Origin of the sequence: Phycicoccus sp. (assembly GCF_035325325.1) — a bacterium.
In the GTDB taxonomy this organism is placed as follows: domain Bacteria; phylum Actinomycetota; class Actinomycetes; order Actinomycetales; family Dermatophilaceae; genus Phycicoccus.
In genome coordinates, this window is record NZ_DAOLAC010000007.1 from 1 (window position 1) to 20,180 (window position 20,180).

Annotated in this window: 20 protein-coding genes; 14 read left to right on the plus strand and 6 right to left on the minus strand. The window is 74.2% G+C overall.

The features are described 5' to 3' along the window. Positions 1-521 (plus strand): DUF4192 family protein (locus tag PKA89_RS06605; RefSeq protein WP_324417813.1); only part of this gene is annotated, 521 nt, incomplete at its 5' end. 105 nt (positions 522-626) lie between these two features. Further along, entirely contained in the window at positions 627-809 is a 183-nt protein-coding gene (locus PKA89_RS06610; RefSeq protein ID WP_324417815.1) for an excisionase family DNA-binding protein, read from the plus strand. Between the two features lie 498 nt (positions 810-1,307). On the opposite strand, the gene PKA89_RS06615 is transcribed toward PKA89_RS06610, so the two are convergent. The 4 genes from PKA89_RS06615 to PKA89_RS06630 all read right to left on the minus strand — a co-directional run bounded on the left by PKA89_RS06615 (position 1,308) and on the right by PKA89_RS06630 (position 5,353). Then, on the minus strand, positions 1,308-2,456 hold the full coding sequence (locus tag PKA89_RS06615; protein WP_324417817.1) for a tyrosine-type recombinase/integrase: 1,149 nt from the start codon (positions 2,454-2,456) through the stop codon (positions 1,308-1,310). A 333-nt stretch (positions 2,457-2,789) separates the two neighbouring features. Further along, positions 2,790-4,256 carry a multicopper oxidase family protein gene (locus PKA89_RS06620; RefSeq protein ID WP_324417819.1) on the minus strand — a complete coding sequence of 489 codons (1,467 nt, stop codon included), beginning with the start codon at positions 4,254-4,256 and terminating at the stop codon, positions 2,790-2,792. Further along, positions 4,253-4,387 carry a hypothetical protein gene (locus tag PKA89_RS06625; RefSeq protein ID WP_324417821.1) on the minus strand — a complete coding sequence of 45 codons (135 nt, stop codon included), beginning with the start codon at positions 4,385-4,387 and terminating at the stop codon, positions 4,253-4,255. Before PKA89_RS06625 ends, PKA89_RS06620 begins: the two co-directional genes overlap by 4 nt. Positions 4,388-4,627: 240 nt before the next feature. Continuing rightward, positions 4,628-5,353 (minus strand): F510_1955 family glycosylhydrolase, encoded by a 726-nt coding sequence (locus PKA89_RS06630; RefSeq protein WP_324417823.1) that lies wholly within the window; start codon positions 5,351-5,353, stop codon positions 4,628-4,630. A gap of 382 nt (positions 5,354-5,735) precedes the next feature. On the opposite strand from PKA89_RS06630, the gene PKA89_RS06635 reads away from it, so the two are divergent. The 11 genes from PKA89_RS06635 to PKA89_RS06685 all read left to right on the plus strand — a co-directional run bounded on the left by PKA89_RS06635 (position 5,736) and on the right by PKA89_RS06685 (position 15,942). Continuing rightward, complete coding sequence (locus PKA89_RS06635) at positions 5,736-6,446, plus strand: response regulator transcription factor (protein WP_324417825.1); 711 nt, start codon at positions 5,736-5,738, stop codon at positions 6,444-6,446. Next, complete coding sequence (locus PKA89_RS06640; RefSeq protein WP_324417826.1) at positions 6,443-7,573, plus strand: ATP-binding protein; 1,131 nt, start codon at positions 6,443-6,445, stop codon at positions 7,571-7,573. Before PKA89_RS06635 ends, PKA89_RS06640 begins: the two co-directional genes overlap by 4 nt. Beyond that, positions 7,570-7,911, plus strand: coding sequence for an NADH-quinone oxidoreductase subunit A (locus PKA89_RS06645; protein ID WP_324417828.1), 342 nt, complete (start codon positions 7,570-7,572; stop codon positions 7,909-7,911). The genes PKA89_RS06640 and PKA89_RS06645 overlap by 4 nt, the downstream gene beginning before the upstream one ends. Next, positions 7,902-8,996, plus strand: coding sequence for a hypothetical protein (locus tag PKA89_RS06650; RefSeq protein ID WP_324417831.1), 1,095 nt, complete (start codon positions 7,902-7,904; stop codon positions 8,994-8,996). The genes PKA89_RS06645 and PKA89_RS06650 overlap by 10 nt, the downstream gene beginning before the upstream one ends. Further along, on the plus strand, positions 8,989-9,936 hold the full coding sequence (locus tag PKA89_RS06655) for an NADH-quinone oxidoreductase subunit H (protein ID WP_324417833.1): 948 nt from the start codon (positions 8,989-8,991) through the stop codon (positions 9,934-9,936). Before PKA89_RS06650 ends, PKA89_RS06655 begins: the two co-directional genes overlap by 8 nt. 4 nt (positions 9,937-9,940) lie before the next feature. Next, positions 9,941-10,504, plus strand: coding sequence for an NADH-quinone oxidoreductase subunit J (locus PKA89_RS06660; RefSeq protein WP_324417834.1), 564 nt, complete (start codon positions 9,941-9,943; stop codon positions 10,502-10,504). Further along, the gene (locus PKA89_RS06665; protein WP_324417836.1) at positions 10,501-10,803 is read left to right on the plus strand and encodes an NADH-quinone oxidoreductase subunit K; all 303 of its coding nucleotides are present in this window, start codon (positions 10,501-10,503) and stop codon (positions 10,801-10,803) included. Before PKA89_RS06660 ends, PKA89_RS06665 begins: the two co-directional genes overlap by 4 nt. A gap of 13 nt (positions 10,804-10,816) precedes the next feature. Next, entirely contained in the window at positions 10,817-12,691 is a 1,875-nt protein-coding gene (locus PKA89_RS06670) for a proton-conducting transporter membrane subunit (RefSeq protein WP_324417838.1), read from the plus strand. Next, positions 12,688-14,181 carry an NADH-quinone oxidoreductase subunit M gene (locus PKA89_RS06675; protein ID WP_324417840.1) on the plus strand — a complete coding sequence of 498 codons (1,494 nt, stop codon included), beginning with the start codon at positions 12,688-12,690 and terminating at the stop codon, positions 14,179-14,181. The genes PKA89_RS06670 and PKA89_RS06675 overlap by 4 nt, the downstream gene beginning before the upstream one ends. Before the next feature lie 12 nt (positions 14,182-14,193). Then, a complete protein-coding gene (locus tag PKA89_RS06680; protein ID WP_324417842.1) occupies positions 14,194-15,576 on the plus strand; it encodes a proton-conducting transporter membrane subunit in 1,383 nt (460 codons plus the stop codon). A 96-nt stretch (positions 15,577-15,672) separates the two neighbouring features. Beyond that, positions 15,673-15,942, plus strand: a complete 270-nt coding sequence (locus tag PKA89_RS06685) for an SHOCT domain-containing protein (protein WP_324417843.1) — start codon at positions 15,673-15,675, stop codon at positions 15,940-15,942. 166 nt (positions 15,943-16,108) lie between these two features. On the opposite strand, the gene PKA89_RS06690 is transcribed toward PKA89_RS06685, so the two are convergent. Beyond that, positions 16,109-16,783, minus strand: coding sequence for an alpha/beta fold hydrolase (locus PKA89_RS06690; RefSeq protein WP_324417844.1), 675 nt, complete (start codon positions 16,781-16,783; stop codon positions 16,109-16,111). 101 nt (positions 16,784-16,884) lie between these two features. Here PKA89_RS06690 and PKA89_RS06695 point away from each other — a divergent pair, with 101 nt between their 5' ends. After that, positions 16,885-19,203, plus strand: a complete 2,319-nt coding sequence (locus PKA89_RS06695; protein WP_324417846.1) for a PAS domain S-box protein — start codon at positions 16,885-16,887, stop codon at positions 19,201-19,203. Here the strand turns inward: PKA89_RS06695 and PKA89_RS06700 are convergent. Beyond that, positions 19,189-20,055 carry a universal stress protein gene (locus PKA89_RS06700; RefSeq protein WP_324417848.1) on the minus strand — a complete coding sequence of 289 codons (867 nt, stop codon included), beginning with the start codon at positions 20,053-20,055 and terminating at the stop codon, positions 19,189-19,191. The two genes, PKA89_RS06695 and PKA89_RS06700, sit on opposite strands and share 15 nt — an antisense overlap. Between the last annotated feature and the right edge of the window lie 125 nt (positions 20,056-20,180).

The window sequence follows — 20,180 nt, forward strand, 5'->3', positions numbered from 1 at the left end:
GAGCGGACGCGGCGGAGCGGGCATGGATGAGGATGGTCCTCGAGCGGCACCTGGCCTCGTACGAGCCCCTGTCGGATCAGCACGCGGCCCGTCTGGTCGCCGACGTCCAGAGCGTCGGCCTGCGGGACTACGCGGCGGCGATCATCACCCGCGGTCACGCCCGCGAGCACGGCGAGCTGTGGCGGGAGGTGACTACCCGCACCCCCGCTGAACTGCGGGCGCCGGCGGCGAGCCTGGCCGCCTACTCGTACTTCATGGGCGGCGACGGGCTCTCGACCCGCTTGGCCCTCCAACAGGCTCCTGAGGACTACCCACTGGCCCGCCTCATCGACACCCTCGCCCGCTCCGGCGGCAACCCGAACACGATGCCGATGCTCGGTGAGCTGCTCGCGACCCCAGAACCGCCCAGCCCGCTCGCCGACAGCCGCAGCGCCCCGTCCCCATCCCCGGGTGCACGGGCCCAGAGGGCCACCCCGCCGTCGCAGAACCCGCGGCGGCACAACCCCGGAGCGGCTCGGTGAACCGCGCGCCGGCTCGACACGAGTCGGACCTCGACGAGCGGCTCGGGCGCGAGCCGACACGTTCGCCCGAGGGAGGGGCCGATGGCCAGGCGTGAATACGAGTCCATGCACGAGGCCGCAGCACGAACAGGGGTGAGCGTCCGGACCTTGCGTCGTCGAATCGCAGCGGGTCAGTTGCGCGCGTACCGCAGCGGTCCTCGCATCATCCGACTCGACCCCAAGGACGTCGATGGGCTCTTGGTACCGATGGTCACCGTCACTACCGCCGGCCATTTCGCTCGGCGGTGATCCGGCTCGGATGCACCTCCAAGCTGCAGCGGAGCACGACGTCTCCGGGTTGATGGCTGCACTCGCACCCATCGAGTTCGCTATGTCCAGCGCTGGACGATCCGGCGCCGCATGCCGAGCTCCCAGGGGTCGTTGCTGGGGATTGTCCTGCAATGCGATTCCGGATGCAGGAGTGGTGACGTCACCGGGAGTCGACGAATGCGGCCAGCCGCCCGTGGGTTCCGCGCAGGGAGTCTCAGACACGCCGACGATGGTCAGGTTTGGGCGCGCAGTGGGCTTCAGATCCGGCCAGGTGGCCTTCAGTCTGCGTCACGACGCTTCGCGTCGTGATCGTGGCGCCATCTGTCACACCACTGACACACAGGCGGAGAACGACACAAAAGGGCAGGTCAGAGCGATCTAGGGGAAGTTCCCGCCACCTAGACGGGCAACCTCACGGTCACCGGCTGTCCGTGCAACACGATGTCGGACTCAATCGGGGTTTGCGGACTTGGGCAGTCAGGGCCTTGGGCTGCCCCCGGCCAGCTCGGACATTCTCGCGGCTATCGCGGCATCGCGGCCCTGGGCGGCGTGCTGATAGCGCAACGCGGCTTGCGGGGTGGAGTGACCGAGGCGGGCCATCAGCTCCGCAAGCGTGGCGCCGCTCTGCGCCGCCAGGACTGCGCCGGAGTGGCGCAGGTCGTGCCATCGAAGATCCGGGCGGCCCGCCGTGGCACGGGCTCGGTAGAACGACGTGTAGAGCGTCGAGGGCGCCAGGTTTGACACACCGTCCGCGGCGGGGAAGAGCAGTGCGTCAGGGGAGCCGTCGGTTAGCTCGTCGAGGTGGTGCTGAATTGAGGGCACGATGTGCGGGGGAATCGCGACGTCGCGTGAGCTGGCATCGCTCTTCGGGTCTCCGACGATGACGACGCCGTCGGCCCGCACGACGCCCCGGCGGACGCGGACCGTGCCCGCGTCGATGTCGACGTCTCTTCGGCGTAGCTCGGTCAGCTCGCCGAATCTCAGGGCCGTCCACGAGCCGAGCAGCGTCATTGCCCGGTACTTCTCGGGCATTGCCTGGACGAGGACAGCCAACTCGTCAAGTGATGCGGGCCGAATGGCGCGACGCCGTTTGGCGTTTCCCGCACCCCTGATCTGGCATGGGTTCACGGTGGCGTAGCGCTTCTCCACTGCGTGGTTCATCAGCGTACGTAGGAGGCTGTAGGCATGCGCCCGATAGGTGGGCGTCGCAGGATTGAGGGATGAATGCCAGTCCTCAACCATCTCGGGCGTGAGGGCCCGCACCTTCACGTTGCCGAGCGTGGGGTCGATGAATCGGGCTACGAGGTCTCGGTAGTGCGCCAGGGTGCGCGGTTTGAGCGGCTTGGACCGGGGGAGGGCGAGCCATCGGTCGGCGAGTTGCGCGACGGTGAGGTCTCCCTTGGCCCCGTCCGGGTTCCACACGTCGCGGGTGATATCGGCTCGACGCAGCGCCAGCCAGGCTTGCGCGTCGCCCTTTGTATGGAAGGTCGTGGGCGCCTTGTGTTCGCGCCCGTCTGGGCCGGTGTAGCGGGCCTGCCATCGTCCCGAGGGGAGTCGGCGGGTACTTCCAAACGATGCGCGCCGACCCTTGCTGTTGCCGCCTCCGGTGTGGGTCTCGCGCGTCACTGGGTCTCCACTCAACATCGACGGCACGTGCCAGATTCGTGCCAGAACGAGAGACTATCTCAGTCCATTTCTGTCCGCTACTGTCATTGGCAGCAGTCGGGAAATCGCAGGCCAGAGGCCTATTGCCGCAGGTTGAGGCGCGTCCCGAGTGTATGCGTGAATCTGGTTCAAACCCAGTATCGCCCACCATGGAACCGCAGGTCAGGCCCCCTTTCGAGGGGGCCTGACGCATTCCGGGACGTGCCCCGTCCCGTGGCGGTGGGTATCGCCGGCATCGCCGGTCGGCAACGGCTGTTGACGCACCGGCGTCAGGCCACCGCCGGGTCCCCGCGGTCAGCTCGCCTCGACGACTCCCATCATCCCGAGGTCCTCGTGGTCGAGGATGTGGCAGTGGTAGACGGTGCGGCCGCCGTGGTCCCGGATCGGTACCCGCACGGTCACCTCGGCCCGAGCGGGGACGATGACGACGTCGCGCCAGTCCGGTGGGTCGGGGTCGGAGCCCAGGAGCTGCATCGGCCACACGTGGAGGTGGAACGGGTGGTCCATCGTCGTCGTGTTGACGAGCGTCCACTCCTCGACCGTACCCAGCTGCAGCCGTTGGTCCACGCGGGCGGGGTCGAAGGTCTGCCCGTCGAAGCCGAACTCGGTCATCCCCATCCCCATCGTGCCTCCGGTCATCGTGACAGTCCGCGACCGGTCCACCACCGCGCCACGCAGGTCGGGCACCGCCGCCCCCGGGCCGGCCCACGGAACCGCCCGGGTGGATCCGCCGGACGAGCCGACGACGACGTTCGCCAGGACCGTCTCCGACGACGAGTCCCCACCCCCCGAGCCGCCCATCCCCATCCCCATCCCCATCCCCATGTCGCCACGGTCATGGGCCAGGGTGCGCAGGATCGTCGACCCGGCCTCGGCGGGTGACACGAGGACGTCGACGCGGTTGCCCGGGGCCAGGAGGAGGCGGTCGCGCGCTCGCGGCGCCTGGAGCGCCTGCCCGTCGTACCCCAGCAGCTGCCAAGAGTGCCCGTCGAGCCGCAGGTCGAGGAAGCGGGAGACGCACGTGTTGACGACGCGCCACCGCTCGGTGCTGCCCGCCACGACCTCGAGAGTCGGCTGCTGCACCCCGTTGACGAGCACGAGCTCGCCCTCCCGGCCGAGCATCGCGTCCATGTGACCGGCCGGGGCGACCGTGCCGTCGCCGGTCAGGGTGGTGTCGCTGACGACGAGCACCCGGTCGCGGTCGACCGTCGGGTCGTCGGGGCCCGCGACGACGATCGCGCCGAGCAGGCCGCCGAACACCTGGTCGGTGACCGTGCCGTGGTGGTGCGGGTGGTACCAGAAGGTGCCCGCCGGGTGGTCCTCGGGAACGAGGTACTCGTAGTCGGCCCACTCCCCCGGGCGCACGACGCGGAAGACGTTGTCGCTGCGCCCTTCCGGGGAGACGTGCAGGCCGTGCGTGTGAAGGTTGGTCGGTCGGTCCAACCGGTTGCGCAGGCTGACCCGAAGGGTGTCACCGGCCCGGACGAGAAGGGTGGGGCCGGGGCTTCCCCCGTTGTAGCCGAGGGCCCGGGTGCTCCTTCCCGCGAGTGTCACGCCGGGCGCGGCCTCGAGCGTCACGTCGAGGACACCGCCGGAGCTGGCGAGGACCGGGGGTTCGGCGAACGCGGTGTCCCCGGACCCGGACGTGCCGACGGCCTGCCACGTGCTCCACCCCCCGACCGCGGCGGCCGCGGCTCCGAGCCCGCCGAGGGTGAGCAGGCGCCGACGGCTGAACCGCGCGGACGTGGTGTCGCCGGTCACCGTCGCCTCCGCCCGACCGCCCACCAGGCGGCCAGGGAGAGGAGGGCGACGAGGAGCACGGCGGCCCCCCAGCCGCGGAGACCGCCGATCCCGGGACCGGCGGAGGCGGAGGCGAGGGCTGCGGTCGTCACGAGGGGGACCCGGCGCGGGAGACGTCCATGGTCCCCACCCTGCCCCCGCTGTGTGGAGCCGCGACCGCCTTCCCATGAAGAAGCCGTGAAGGTGCGTGCCGCCGGACCGGCGCACGCGGGGCCGCGGCACCCGGTGAGGGACGGATGACGGACACCGCCTGCGCACTCACCTCGCCCGTGACGACTCCGTCGGCTGCGACAGCCCGAGGAGTCCCGCGGGATCCTCCCATCGAGCGGCGCTCAGAGCAGCCGGTCGAGCGACCGGCCCAGGTCGAGGGTGCGGACGACGTGGTCACCCACGACGAGCAGCACCTCGACCTGGCCCCCGGTGCGAGTGGCGTGCAGAGCCGTCGCCCGGCCGACGGGGCGTTCTCCCTGCGTCCACGAGGCGCCGCCGTCCTCGCTGAGGGCCAGTCGCCCGGAGACCCCCACCCCGACGACGGTGTCCGGCTCGGCCCAGGTGACGGCGACGAGCAGCTCTGGCGCCGTGACGCGCGTCCAGGAGGCACCCCGGTCGATGCTCGCCAGCAGACCCTTCTCCGTGGTGGCGAGCAGCCGGTCACCCGACGGCGAGGCGGCGAGGGTGTGCGGCTCGGCCGGGAGGGTGCGCACCTGCCACGAGGAGCCGTCCGCACCCACCCGCAGGGAGCCGTCGAACCCGGCCACGACGCCCGGGGCGGCGGTCAGGGCGTGGAAGTCGGACTCGCCGGCTCGCGACAGGACGGTCCAGGACGCGCCCATGTCGTCGGAGCGGATGAGCCCGACCGGCTGCTCGAGGTCGACGCCGGCGCCCGGGTGGCCCGACCCGAGGTACCTGCCGTCCGGGGCGATGGCGAAGCCCATGAGGTCGACGACCGGACCCACCGGGACGGGGCCGCCCGGGTCGAGGCGGAACAGCCCGCCGTGGGTCGCGAGGAGGACGTCGCCGCTGCCCGGGTCGCGGGCCAGCCCGTGGACGTGGCCCATCGGTCGTGGCCGTGCGCCGGGTCGACCGGAGGGCGCTGGTGGAGTGGGGGTCGGCGTCGCGCCGGTCGCCCCGCTCGGCGCGACCCGGGGGCTGCGGTCCGGGTCGCCGGAGGACGTTCCGCAGGCCACGAGGGACAGGCCGAGGAGGATGGTCGCGCTGACGGACGCCACCCTTCGGGTCGGCGGGGTCGAGGTCGGCGCGGTCGGCATCGTGGCGGGCTCCGGGTCAGGACGGTCGGCGGTCAGGGCGTCGCCGGCGGTGCCCCCATCGGACGGGCACCGCATCAGCGACGTGTTCAGGGACCATGAAGAAACGACGAAGGATCGCGACCCGACCGCCGCTGCGTGGCCGCGGTGGGTCGTCGTCGGACAGACTGCCGGGGTGCCCGCCCCGGATGAGACCCCGTCGGCCACCGTCCTCGTCGTCGACGACGAGACCGCGTTGGCCACCCTGGTGTGCACCTATCTCGAGCGGGCCGGATATGACACGGCGCGGGTGGCCACCGGCCCGGACGCCGTCCGCACCGCGCGAGAGCTCGACCCGGACGTCGTCGTCCTCGACCTCGGACTGCCCGGGCTGGACGGGGTCGAGGTCTGCCGTCAGGTCCGGACCTTCAGCGACTGCTACATCCTCATGCTCACGGCGCGCTCGGAGGAGACCGACCGCCTCATCGGCCTGTCCGTGGGAGCCGACGACTACATGACCAAGCCGTTCAGCGTCCGCGAGCTCGTCGCGAGGGTCCACGTGCTGCTGCGTCGACCGCGTCGGAGCCAGGGCGCCGACGAGGCGGACACCCGGGTCTTCGGCGACCTGCGGATCGACCCCGGAGCCCGGCAGGTCTTCCTCGAGGACGTGCCCGTCGAGCTCACCCGGACCGAGTTCGACCTCCTCGAGGTCCTCTCCAGCCGGCCCCGCTACGCCTGGGCTCGCCGGCAGCTCATCGACGAGGTCTGGGACCCGGCGTGGGTCGGCGACGAGCACATCGTCGACGTCCACGTCGCGCACCTGCGCCGCAAGCTGGGCGACGACGCCGGGGAGGCGCGGTTCGTCGAGACCGTCCGTGGCGTCGGGTACCGGATGCTGCCGCCGTGAGCGCCGCACAGCCCGGTCGCTGGGACGGCTTCGCCACCCGCCTCATGCTCGCGCAGCTCGGGGTTCTCGTGGCCAGCGTGGTCACGGCCGCCGCGGTGGCGGCGGCCGTCGGTCCGCGGCTCTTCCACGAACACCTGTTGCGGGCCCGGGGATCGCTCAACGACAGCCAGGTCACCCACGTCGAGCGGGCCTATCTCGACTCCAGCCTCCTCGCCTTCGGCATCGCCTTCGTCATCGCCCTCGCCAGCGCAGGACTCGTCACCTGGGTCGTGGCGCGTCGGCTGCGCCGCCCGCTCGAGGACCTGTCCTCGGCGGCCCGGGCGATCGCCGGCGGGCGGTACGACCGGCGGGTGGGACCCACCGGCGCCGGGGCGGAGCTCGACGTCTTCGCCCGCTCCTTCAACGAGATGGCGATGCGGCTGCAGACCACGGAGGACACACGGCGGCGCCTCCTCGCCGACCTCGCGCACGAGATGCGGACCCCGCTCGCCACGTGCTCGGCCTACCTCGAGGCGCTCGACGACGGGGTCGCGACCTGGGGTCCGGAGGCCAGCGGGGTGATGGCCCAGCAGGTGACGCGGCTGTCGCGGCTGGCCGCCGACCTCGAGGACGTCAGCCGCGCCGAGGAGGGCCGGCTGACCCTCGACCTCAGGCCCGTGCCCGTGCAGCGCCTCCTCGACACCGCGGTCGCCACCGTCCGGCCGCGCTACGAGGACAAGGGCGTCTCCCTGGGGTTCCGGGGTGGCGCGGGACCGGTGCCGACGGTGCGCGTCGACGCCCAACGCCTGGGCCAGGTGCTGACCAACCTCCTCGACAACGCGCTGCGCCACACCCCGGCCGGCGGGCAGGTGTGGGTCGCTGCGGAGCTCGACGTCGACGAGGTCGTCGTCACCGTGCAGGACGACGGGGAGGGCATCGCCGACGACCAGCTGCCGCACGTCTTCGAGCGGTTCTACCGAGGAGACACCGCGCGCGACCGCACCGACCGTGGGTCCGGCATCGGTCTGACCATCAGCCGGGCCATCGTCGATGCCCACGACGGCTCGCTCACGGCGCGGAGCGCCGGCACGGGCCACGGGGCGACGCTCGAGGTGCGGCTGCCGGCGCATCGGGGGAGCGACGGATGACCGGCCTCGTCCTGAGCGCCGCCGTGGGCCTCACCGCGGTGCTCGTGGTGTACGCCGCACACTGGCTGCTCGTGCCGTGGCGGCGTCCGCTCCGGCCCCTGCCGTTCCAGTCCGGGTGGGAACCGGAGGCCCACGCGCTGTCCCGCTACCACGTGCGCTGGTACCTCGCGACACTCCTCTTCCTCGCCTTCGACGTCGAGATGCTCTTCATGTACCCCTGGGCCGTCGTCGTCGCGGCCCTCGGCGCCAGCGCCGTGACCGAGATGTTCGTCTTCCTCGGCGCCCTCCTCGTGGCCGTCGTGTGGGCCTGGCGGGAGGGGGCGCTGCGATGGGTCTGAGGCGGTGGCTGACCGGGCGCGCGGTGCGCGCCACGCGGGTGCTCGTCCTCGAGTGCCCCGGCTTCTGGGACGTGCGGGTCGCCGCCGAGCGTGCCCTGTCAGCGCGCGGCTGGCGGGTGGCCGACTCGCCGGCCAGCGCCGACGTGCTCCTCGTCGCCGGCCCGGCGACCGGCGAGCTCGCGGAGGTCGTCGAGCGGCTCTGGGACGCCCTGCCCGGCCCGCGCGCCCGCACGAACCTGATCGACGTGGCCGCCGCCGGGGAGGCGCTGGACGCGGCGGAGCGCCACCTGCGGGACGAGGACGCCCAGCGCGCCGACGCCGAGGCACGGCCGGGGCCGGCCGCCGACGGCGAGGTCGGCGGCACGGGCCACGAGTCGATGGACCACGAGTCGATGGACCACGGGCACCCGGGTCACGAGGGGATGGACCACGGCGACATGGACATGGCGCCGGACGGCATCCCCCTCGCGGAGGGGTCCGAGGAGGACCGCGACGGGCTCGAGATGGACGAGCTGCCGCTGCGGCTCGGGCCGGTCCTGCCGGGGTGGCCCGCCGGGCTCGTCCTCGAGGTCACCCTGCACGGTGACCTCGTCGTCGGTGCCGTGGGGCGCCTCGTCGGCGACCCCGCGGCCGGGGAGCCCGGCGACGTCGGACCGGCCGCCGCGCGGTGGTGCGACGACGTGGCGTCGGTGCTCGCCCTCGCCGGGGACGACGTCGGGGCCTCCGGCGCCCGGCGGGCGCGTGACGCCGTGCTGGACGGGAGGGAGGACGTCGCGGCCAGCCTCGTCCGAGCCCTCCGGCATCGGGTCGAGCAGTCGTGGACCCTGCGCTGGTCGTTGGGCGGCGCCGCACCCGTCACGGCGGACCGGGCGCTGGAGATCGGGGCGGGCGGCGACGTCGTCGGGGACTGTCGTGACCGGCTGCTCGTCCTGCTCGACCGGGCGGCCGGAGGGGCCAGGGCGGGCCATCAGGCCGTCCCGCCCGAGACGGTGGCGTCCCTCGTCACGGGCCTCGACCTCGGGGTCGCGCGGCTGCTCGTCGCGAGCCTCGGGTCCGCCACCGCCCAGGAGGCCGTCGATGCCTGACGCCGCCTCCTCGCTGACGACCGTCGGTCCGGCCGGTGTGCTCGTCTGGGCCGCCGTCCTGGTCGCCCTGGCCGTCGGAGCCGTCGTGCTCGACGGCCTCGTCGACGCGCGGGCCGAGCGGGTCCGGCTGCGGCCGAGCCTGACCCGACCGCTCGACGAGACGGCGCGCCTCCTCCGCCAGCGCCGACGGGCCCCCGTGTCGGCCGACAGCCTGCTCTGGCGGGTCGGGGGTGGCGGCCTGGTCGTCGCCGCGCTGCTCATGGTGGCGGTCGTCCCGCTCGGGGACCGGGTGCTGTCCGACCTCGACGTCGGCCTCGTCTGGTTCAACACCATGGACGTCCTCGTCTGGGCCCTCGTCTGGCTGCTGGGCTGGGGCGCGAACTCCGCGCACTCGCTGATCGGTGGGTACCGGTTCCTCGCCCTCGCCCTGGCCTACGAGCTGCCGCTGATGTTCGCGCTCGTCGCCCCCGCGGTCGGTGCCGCCAGCCTCGACGTCGGTGTGGTCGCGGCAGCCCAGTCGGGGCTGTGGTTCGTCGTCTGGATGCCGGTCGCGTTCGCGGTCTACTGCCTCGGCGTCGTCGCGTTCTCGGTCTGGGGGCCCTTCGCGCTCCCGGCGGGACGCGACATCGCCGGCGGGGTGCTCGCCGAGCTGAACGGCGTCGACCGGCTCCTCGTCCAGGCGGGAAGGTACGCGCTCCTCGCCGCCGGCGCGCTCTTCGCCGTGCCGATGTTCCTCGGCGGGGGCGCGGGCCCGCTGCTGCCCGGGTGGGCGTGGGTGCCGCTCAAGGCAGCCGTGCTGCTCGCGGTGCTCGTCGGCGTCCGGCGCCGGCTGCCGTCCCTCCGGCCGGAGCGGTTCATGGAGGTCGGGTGGGTCGTCCTGCTGCCCGCCGTTCTCGTCCAGGACCTCGTCGTCGCGGTCGTCGCCGCGGGAAGGGGGTGACCGGGTGCTCGTCGACATCGCCTTCTGGCTGCTCGGCGCCGTGGCCGTCGCCTCGGCGGTGGCCGTGTTCGTCGTGGACTCGATGGCCCGCGCCACCTACGCCCTCGCGCTGTCCTTCGTGGCGGTGGGCCTCGCGCTGCTCCTGCTGCAGCAGAACTACGTCGGGGTCGTCACGGTCCTCATGATGGTCATGGAGATGGCCGTCATGGCGGTGTACATGGTCATGTACATGGGGATGAACCCCGCCCTCATGCCCATGTCCATGGTCCACGACAAGCGGGTGGCCCTCGTGGTCTCGGTGCTCGCCTTCGTGGTCCTCGGCGCCGGCGCGGTGCTCGTGCCCTGGCCGACGCGTCGGGGGGCCCCGTCGCCCGACGTCACGGCCGCCCTCGGAGAGGCCCTCATGGGCCGGCACATGCTCGTCATGGTGGTCGTCAGCCCGGTCATGGTCGCCACGATCGTCGGGGGCATCGTCCTGGCCGCCGGCCGGTCCCGCTACGACCGTCTCGGCGACGACCTCGACGTGCGGCCGCCGCGCGACCCCGAGCGCGGGGGAGTGGACCGATGACCCTCCAGACCGTCCTGCTCGTCGCCGCGGCACTGTTCGGCGTCGGGCTCTACGGCGCGATCTCGCAGCAGGTCGTCGTCATGGTGATGATGGGCCTCGAGGTCATGGTCAACGCCGTGCTCCTCGCCGCGGGGGCGATGTGGTGGTTCCTCGCGCCCGACCCCACGGGGCAGGTGCTCCTCCTCGTGGTGCTCGCCGCCATGACCGTCGAGATGGCCATGGGCTTCGCCGTCGCGACCCTCGTCCACCGCCACCGGGGGAGCGACATGACCGACTCCGCGACGGACCTCTCCGGATGAGGTGGGCCGCCGCATGACCACCGCCCAGGCAGCCCTCTGGGCGCTCGTCGTGCTGCCCGCGGCCGCCGGCGGAGTGCTCCTGCTCGCCCCCGGGCCGGCCCGACGGCCGTGGGTCGCCCCGACCGTGGGTGTCGGGGTCGCGACCGTCACGAGCGTCCTCGCCGTCGTCGTCGTCGTGGCCCGCCCGGTGGCCGGCGTGCCGTTCCTCGCCGGGTCCGAGTTCGCTCTCGCCGTCGACGGGCCGGCGGCGGTCCTCGCCCCGGTCGTCGCGGTCGTCGCGACGCTCGCCCTGGTCGGCGGGTCCGCCGACGTCCGCGGTGCACGCCCGCGCTTCCACGGGCTGATGCTCCTCTTCACCGCAGGAGCCTTGCTCACCGTGACGGCGACGACCCTGCCGACGCTGCTCCTCGCCTGGGAGGTCATGGGGGCCACCTCGTACGCGCTCATCGGCTTCGTCTGGCGAGACGCCCGGCGCGTCGCCTCGGGCCTCACGGCGTTCCTCACGACCCGTGCCGCCGACCTCGGCCTCTACCTGGCGGCGGGCGCCGCCCTCGCCGGTGGCGCGGGGCTAGGCCTGGACCACCTCGCCGTGGCACCGGCCGGCTGGCGGGACGTCGTGGCCGGGGGCGTCCTCGTCGCCGCGCTCGGCAAGGCGGCCCAGCTGGTGCTCGCCTTCTGGCTCTCCCGGGCGATGGACGGGCCGGCCCCGGTCAGCGCGCTCCTGCACTCCGCCGCCATGGTCGCGATGGGCGGCTACCTGCTCCTGCGGCTCGACGGCCTGCTGCTCGCGACCTCCTGGGCGGGGTCCGTCACCGCCTGGTCCGGGGCCCTGACGACCGTCGCCCTCGGTGCGGTCGCGCTCGGACAGCGCGACCTCAAGCAGCTGCTCGCGGCCTCCACGTCCGCCCAGCTCGGCTTCGTCGTGCTCGCCGCGGGCGTCGGCGCCACGTCCGCCGGGGTCGGGCACCTCGTGGCGCACGCGGCGACGAAGGCGGCGCTCTTCCTCGCGGCGGGTGCCTGGCTCTCGGCGCTCGGCACGAAGTCCCTCGAGGGCCTGCGAGGCACGGTGGCGCAGTGGCCGGTCGTGCGGGTCGCGGCGACCGTCGCCCTGCTGTCCCTCGCCGGGCTGCCGCCGCTGTCGCTCTGGGCCACCAAGGACCTGGTCCTGGCGGCGGTCTTCGAGCAGTCGCCCGCCCTCGGCGTGGTCGCCGTCGTCGGTGCCGCGCTGTCGGCGGCGTACGCCGGGGTCGTCGTCCGCGTCCTGTGGGCCCCGGTGCGGGGCGGGGAGGCCGAGCGTGCCCGGACGCTGCGCGGCAGCGAGGAGGAAGCGCGAGGAACGGTCCCGGTCTCGCTCGGTGTGGCGGTCGCCGTCCTCGCCGCGGGGGCCGCACTGCTCGGGGGCGTCGCCGTCCCCGTCGTCGCCGAGCGGCTGGGTGCCGTCGTCGGCGGGCCGCTCACGCAGCCCACGACCGCGGCGATGGTCGGTAGTGGGGTGCTGTCGCTGCTCGTGCTCGCTTTCGTCGGGTGGGGACGCGCCCGGCTGGTCGGCCGCCCGGCCCGGGTGCTGCTCGCCTGGGGCGGGGTCGAGGCGGCCGTCCACGCGGTCCTCGTCCGTCCCACCCTCCGCCTGGCGCACGCCCTCGACCGGGTCGACGGGCAGCTCTCGGTCGCCGTCGTCGGCGCCGCCACCGCGACGCGCCGGCTGGCGGCCGTCGTCGGGGCAGCGGACGACCGCCGGGTGCGCGGGGCCGTCCTCGCGGTGGCGGCCTCGGTCCGCCGCGCCGGTGCGCTCGCCCGACGCCCGCAGACCGGCCAGCTGCACCAGTACTACGTCCAGGCCGTCGCGCTCGTCGCGCTCGGCACCGTCCTGATCCTCGTCGTGAGGTGAGCGTGCTCTCCCTGACCGTCTTCCTCCCGCTCGCGGCCGCGGGCCTGCTCCTCCTGCCGGGAGCGGCGCCGGCCGTCGCCCGCTGGGGCTGGGTCGCCGCCTCGGCGCTCGAGGTGGTCCTCGTGGGCGTCCTCTGGGCGCGGTACGACACCCCGCCGCCCGGCACCCTCGCGTTCGACGAGCAGGTGCCGTGGATCCCCGGGGTCCACGCCAGCTACCACGTGGGGCTGGACGGCCTGTCGCTGCCGCTCGTCGCCATGACGGCCGTGGTCTTCCTCGCGTGCGCCGTGTACTCCGTCCGCGACCCCGATCGGCCGCGCTCCCGGGCGGCCCTCTTCCTCGCGCTCGAGACCGTCAGCCTCGGCGTCTTCGCGGCCGCCGACCTCATCCTCTTCTTCGCCTTCTTCGACCTCACGATCGTCGGCATGTACGTCGTCATCGCGGGCTGGGGGCACGGTGACCGGGCCCGCTCGGCGCTCCAGTTCTTCCTCTACACCTTCCTCGGCTCCCTCGCCCTCCTCGCCGGCTTCATCGGCCTCTACCTCGCCGCCGACCCGCACACCTTCGACCTGCTCGAGCTGCGGCGCCAGGGGCCCTTCGCCGGAGGTGGCACGACCGCAGCCGTCGTGCTCGGCGCGATCCTGCTGGGCTTGGCCGTCAAGACCCCGACCGTGCCGTTCCACACCTGGCTGCCCCCGGCGCACACCGACGCCCCGGCCGTCGGGTCCGCCGTGCTCGCCGGTGTCCTCCTCAAGCTCGGGACGTACGGCTTCGTCCGGCTCGGCATGACCCTGCTGCCGGACGCCTGGCGGGCGTGGGCGTGGGTCGTCCTCGCCGTCGGCCTCGTGTCGGTGCTGTGGGGAGCGCTCGTCGCCCTCGCGCAGCGCGACCTCAAGCGGATGATCGCCTACACCTCGGTCAACCACATGGGCTACGTCGTCCTCGCCGTCGGCGCGGCAGGGGTCGTCACCGACGGCTCGGCCCGCGCCCGGGAGATCGCGGTCACCGGCGCCGTCACCCAGATGGTGAGCCACGGCCTGGTCACGGCCGCGCTCTTCCTCGTCGCCGGCGTGTTCCTGGACCGCGCCGGGACGTACGAGATCGACCGCTTCGGCGGGCTCGCCGGGACGGCACCGCGGACGACCGCGCTGTTCGCGGTCGGCGCGTTCGCGTCCCTCGGCCTCCCCGCGCTGTCCGGGTTCGTCGCCGAGTTCCAGATCTTCACCGGGAGCATCGCCACCGTCCCGTGGAGCGCCGTCGGGCTGCTCGGCATCCTCCTCGTCGCGGCCGTGCTCCTGTGGACCCTCCAACGGGTGTTCACCGGCGACCTCGGCCCGAGCTCGCGGGGGTTCACCGACGTGCGGGGACCCGAGCTGTGGGCCGTCGCGCCGTTGCTCGTGCTCTCTCTCGTCATCGGCCTCGTCCCGCGTCCGCTCCTCGACGTCGTCGAGCCCGCTGCCGCTTCCGTCGTCGACCTCGTCGGGCGCTGACCGGTGGAGTCCATGGCCATGCGGCCGCTCGCGATGCTCCCGGAGATGGTCCTCTTCGGGGCCGGCCTGGCCTGCCTGCTCGGTGGTTCGTTCACGCCGCGCCTGCGGCAGTGGCGGCTGCGGGTCCTCGCGAGCGCGGCCCTGGTGGGCGGCGCCGTGGCTGCGGCGGTCGGGTCGGGCTCTCCCGGGCCGGCGTTCGACGGCGCCTTCGTCGTCGACACGACGACGACGGTGGCACGGGTGGTGGTCGCCCTGGCGACCCTGCTCGTCCTGCTCCTGGGGGGAGACGAGCTCGCGGGTGACGACCGCGAGAGCGAGACGTATGCCCTCGTCCTCTTCGCCGCGACGGGGGCGCTCGTCCTCGCGGGCGCGCAGGACCTCCTCGTCGTCGCCGTCGGGTTCCTCCTCGCCAGCCTGCCGGTCTACGCCCTCGTCGGCCTGCGACGGTCGACCCGAGGTGCGGAGGCCGCCCTGAAGACGTATCTCCTCGGCGCCCTCGTCGGCATCCTCCTGCTGCTGGGCGTGACCCTCCTGTACGGGCTCGCCGGGACCACCGGCTACCTCGATCTCGCGATGAGGCTGGACGGCCTGCCGACCGTCGTCGTCGCGGCGGGCGCGGTCCTCGTCGTCGCCGGCCTGGCCTTCGAGGCCGGCGCGGTGCCCGCCCACTTCTGGGTGCCGGACGCGGCGCAGGGAGCGACGGGGCTCGCGGCGGTGTTCGTCACGACGGTGCCCAAGGTGGGTGCGGTCGTCGCGCTCTGGCGCCTCGTCCTCGCCCTCCCGGACACCGTGGCATGGGGGGCGCTCGTCGCGGCCCTCGCGGTCGCGAGCATGACGCTGGGCAACCTCGCGGCGTTCGCGCAGCAGGACCCGCGGCGGCTGCTCGGCTGGTCCACCGTGAGCCAGGCCGGCTACCTCCTCGTGCCGGTCGCGGTCGCGGGGCACAGTGACCTCGCCCTGCCCTCGCTGCTCGTCTACCTCGCCGGGTACGCCGTGACGAACGTCGGCGCGTTCGCGGTGACGGTCGCGCTTCCCGACGTCCGTGACCTCGCCGGTTACGCGGGACTGGTCCGCGCGCGGCCGGGGCTGGCAGTGGCGCTCGTCGTGGCACTCCTCGGCCTGGTCGGGACCCCGCCGACCGCGGTGTTCGTGGGCAAGCTGACCACGGCCACGGCAGCCTGGGACGGCGGAATGCCCTGGCTCGCCGTCGCTGTCCTCCTCAACTCGCTCGCGTCGCTCTACTACTACCTGCGATGGGTCGCGCCGTCGCTCGGACGGGCGCAACCGGCCGCGGCCTCGGCGAGGCCGTGGGCCGCTCGGACGGCCTACCTGGCGAGCGCGCTGGCGGTGCTCCTGGGTGTGCTGGCCGGTCCGCTCTGGGCGGCCGCCACGTGAGGTGAGGCCGGGCGTCATCGGAACTTCACGGGATCCACACGCAGCGCACAGGGACGGGGAGGACCGTGGAGGCCTCGGACGAAGGAGGTGCTCCACGTGTTCGGTCACGACGGGATGGGCTACGTGGGCTGGTGGGGACTGGGACTGGGGATGGTGGTGTTCTGGGCCCTGGTGATCGTCGGGATCGTGCTCGCCGTGCGCTGGGCGGCGGGACCGAGGAGCCCGGATGCCGGGGCCGCGCCGCATCGTCCGCCACGCGACGCGGACCGCCCCGACGCGCAGTGGATCCTCGACCAGCGCTACGCCCGCGGCGAGATCGACGAGCAGGAGTACCGCCGGCGGCGGGACGTCCTGCGCGGCGACTGACGGCGTCCGTCGGTCGGAACGCAGCAGCGTCCGCGTCGAGTCGGCCGCCACCGCGTCGCCTTCCGGCGACTCCACCAAGGGATGCTCGAGTGGCGCCTCGCCGGGCTCCCCGCCGACCAGGACGCGGCGTGGCCCCGGTCGACGGCGCCCGGCCCGCGATCGTTGGTCAGAGGTCGACCTCACGCTCACCGGCGAGCACCCGGGCGAGGACGGCTCCGGGCTGGTCGCCGAGCAGGCTCGACGCCACCCATCGGGCGGCGAGACCGTCGAACGCGGCGTGGTGGCGCAGCATCGAGTGGCTCCCCCCGCGCACGGTGACGAGACCACTGCGCCTGCCGAGGCCGTTCGCGGCGGCACGGACCCGGTCGACCGAGGCGACGCGGTCGGCGTCCCCGTGCACGAGGAGGACGTCGCGCCCGTCCACCGGGCCGACGGGGTCGGCCGGGCCGAGCCACGTCGCGAGACCCACCACCGAGCGCACGGCGGGGTCGTCGGCGGCGAGGAGCGCGGCCCGTCCGCCGAGGCTGTGGCCGACGAGGGCCACCGGCCGGTCGGCGCCGAAGCGCTCCCGGACCTGCCCGAGTGCCCAGCGCGCGTCGTCGACGGGGGATGGGCGCGTCCCCCAGCCACGGGTCGAGTTGAGCAGCCGCAGGACGGCGAGCCGTCCCCGTCCGGCGCGGGCGAGGCGCGTGGCGACGGGCACCATCCGGAGCACCGACAGCTGGGCCGGGCTGACGTCGACGGACCCGGGTCGCGCGCCGCCGCCGTGGAGGACGAGGACGACGCCCGCGGGGTCCGAGGGCGCCGTCGAGTCCACGAGCCGCGAGCGAACACCGTCCATGGGGGGACCGGTACCCGGGTGCGACGTCGGCCAACCGGACGGCCCCGTGGCGGGACCTTCGGCACTGGCGCCGGACGATCACGGTCGCGACGATCGTTGCCGTGGTATCCCCCCACCCGGCGACCCGGCACCGGTGGTCCGGGCCGGGACCCATCGAGCCCGCGGACGTCGAGCTGGCGGTGCTCGACCGCGACGGCGTCGTCGTGGCGGTCAACGACGCATGGGAGCGCTTCAGGGAGGCCAACGGCGGCAGCTCCGCGGCGTGCGGACCCGGCGCGTCCTACCTCGCGGCGTGCGAGGTCGCCGGGGACGGGGTGTCGGGGCAGGTGGCCGCCGTGCTGCGCGGTCTGTGCGCCGGCGAGCGCAGCGCCCCGGTGACGTTCACCATCCCGTGTGACGGACCCGCGAGCGGGCGCTGGTTCGACCTCGTCCTCTCGCCACGTCCCGACGACGCCGGGCACTCGGTCGGCTGCGTCGTGACCCTCACCCCCGTGGCCGCCCCGGCGCGGGTGCCGCGGGCGACGGTCGAGGACCTGACCGTCCTCGAGGACCCGCTGGTGCGGGAGATCCTCGAGAGAGCTCCCGATGCCACGCTCCTGGTCGCCGAGGACGGGTCGGTGGCCTACCTCAACCACCGGCTCGAGGAGATCTCGGGCTACTCCCGGGCGCAGCTCCTCGGGGAGTCCTTCGACCTGCTCGTGCCGCTGTCGGTCCGCGACCGCCACCGGACCTGGGAGCGGGCCTTTCGGAACGCCCCCAGGGTGCGGGTCATGGCGGAGGGTGGCGACGCGGCACTGCGGCGTGCGGACGGTGCCGAGGTGCCCGTCGAGATCGCCCTCTCGTCGGTCGAGGCCGAGGGCCACCGGCTCGTCCTCGCCAGTCTGCGGGACACCACGCGGCAGCGTGCGGAGGACCGCGCGCGACGCCGGCTGCTCCAGATGCTCGACATGGTGTCCGAGTCGGTGTTCGTCGTCGACGCCTCGAGCGGACGGATCGAGTACGCCAGCAGCGGAGCGAGCCAGCTGCTCGGTCGCACGCGTGAGCAGCTGTGCGCCGTGAGCCTCTACGACATCTCGCCGTCGGCGAGCCGTGCACGGGCGCGTTCCGTGCTCGCCGAGCACGAGCGCGAGGGACCCGGCCACGTGCACGCGCTCGAGGTGGTCCGGCGGGCCGCCGACGGCACCGACATCCCGTGCGACTCCTGGGGGCGCCTCGTGGTCACCGAGACCGGTGAGCGGAAGTTCCTCGTCGTGGAGCGGGACGCCCGGCCCCGGCTGACGGCCGAGCGGCGCAGCGGGCAGCGGGTCGAGCTCGCCGAGCTGGTGACCGACCTCATGGGCCTCGCCCTCTCGGGCACATCCCTCGCCGACCTGCACTCTGCCCTCGTCGCGGGCGTCGCGCAGCTCCTCGACTCCGAGAACGCCAGCCTCGTCGTGCACGACCCCCGAGCGCACCGGTTCACGACGCTGGCGGCGGTCGGCCCGGCGGCGACGACGCACCTCCGGGGCCGGGTGCGGCTCGACGCCGACACGCTCGGGGAGTGGGTCCGGGCCGGGGTGCCCCGTCGGCTCGCTGACCCTCCGCCGACCATGCCCCCCGCGTTGCGGCGGCGCGTGGGTCCCGGGCTCGTCGTCCCCTTCCACGACCCGTCCGGCCTCACCGGACTGCTCACGACGTTCCGCGCGGCGGGTCGGGCGCCCTTCGAGGCCGCGGACGAGGACCTCCTGGTCGACCTGTCCCGCGACATGACGATGGTGCTGACACTCGGGCAGAACCGGATCCACCACGAGCGACTCGCGCTCCTCGAGGAACGCCAGCGCATCTCGCGTGACCTGCACGACACCGTCCTCCAGGACGTCATCGCCCTCGGGATGATGGCTGCGCGCCCGAGCGACGACGACCCGGACCCGACCCGGCCGGGCATTGCTCGCGACGAGCTGCTCGAGCGGCTCGAGGCGGTGGTGCGTGACCTGCGGCTCATCGCCTTCGAGGCGCGTCCCGAGGACGACGCGACGTCCTTCACGCGCGGGGTCGCCCACACCGTCGCCGAGGTGGGACGGGTCCTCGGTCACCAGCCGCTGCTCGCGACCGAGGGGGACCTGGAGGGACTGCCCGTGGAGGTTCGCAGGCAGGTGCTGCCCGTGCTCCGGGAGGCCCTGTCCAACGTCGCCCGGCACGCCCGGGCCCGCAGCACCACCGTCACCCTCCGGGTCGCTGCCGACCGGCTGACCCTCGTCGTGGCCGACGACGGTCGGGGGTTCGCGGTGACGGCGCCCGGCGGCTCGGGGCTGGAGACCATGAGCGCGCGCGCGACGTCGCTCGGCGGGAGCTCGACGTGCACCTCGGCGCCGGGGCGTGCGACGGAGCTGGTCTGGTCCGTCCCGCTGCCCGGCTCGGGGCCGGGCTCAGGTCGCTCGTGAGGGGACGACGAGGACCGGGCACGGCGGGTGGGGGGTCAGGCCGGCACTCGTCGACCCGAGCAGCAGCCCGACGAACCCGCCACGGCCCCGCGTGCCGACGACCACCAGCCGGGCGATGCGCGCCTCACGGCGGAGCACCTCCGCGGGGCGACCCCGCTCGACGACCTCGCGGACCTCGACCTCGGGGTGCTCCTCGCGGTAGCCGGCCAACATCTCCGCGAGGGCGACGCGGTGCTCCTCCCTGACCTGCTCGGCGTCGACGTCCCACTCCGGGCCGGCCGTCAGCGGGTCCTCCTCGTGCCAGGTGCACACGTGCACGGCCACGAGGGGCGCGCGCCGACGGGAGGCCTCGGCGAAGGCGGCGGCCACGGCCGGGGCGCAGTGCGGGTCCGGGTCGACGCCGAGGACGATCGGCCCGGTGCCCCGTGAGGCGGGTTGCGGTGGCACGACGAGCACCGGACAGGCCGCGTGCGCCACGACCTGGTGCATGGTCCCCCCGACGACGGTCGCCGCACCGCGGCCCAGGTGGCCCGAGCCGACGACGACGAGCTCGGCGGTCGTGCTCGCCGCGACGAGCGCGCGCGCCGGCCGGTCGAGGACCGTCTCGGCGGTGACCCGCCGCGCGCCGAGGGACTCGAGGTCACGACGGACGGCGGCCAGCCGCGTGTCCTGGCGTGCCAGTCGGTCGGTGGTCCACGGGACGATGCCGACGTCGGCCGCGTTGACGAGGTGCACCCCGCGGTCGGTGCCCATCGACACCTCGGCGGCCGCCGCGAGCACCGCCTCACACGGCGCGTCGACGTCGACACCGACGACGACGGGGTTCCTGCTCGGGGCCTTCGGTGCGTCCATGGCGGTCCTCCTCACCCCTCGCCCCCACGATCCCGCCGGGCGGGCCGCGGCCGGAAGGGGCAAAGGTCCCGGCCGTCGGCGCCCCGGGGTGGTGCCCGCGCCGGCCCGGCGCGTGACCGGGACGA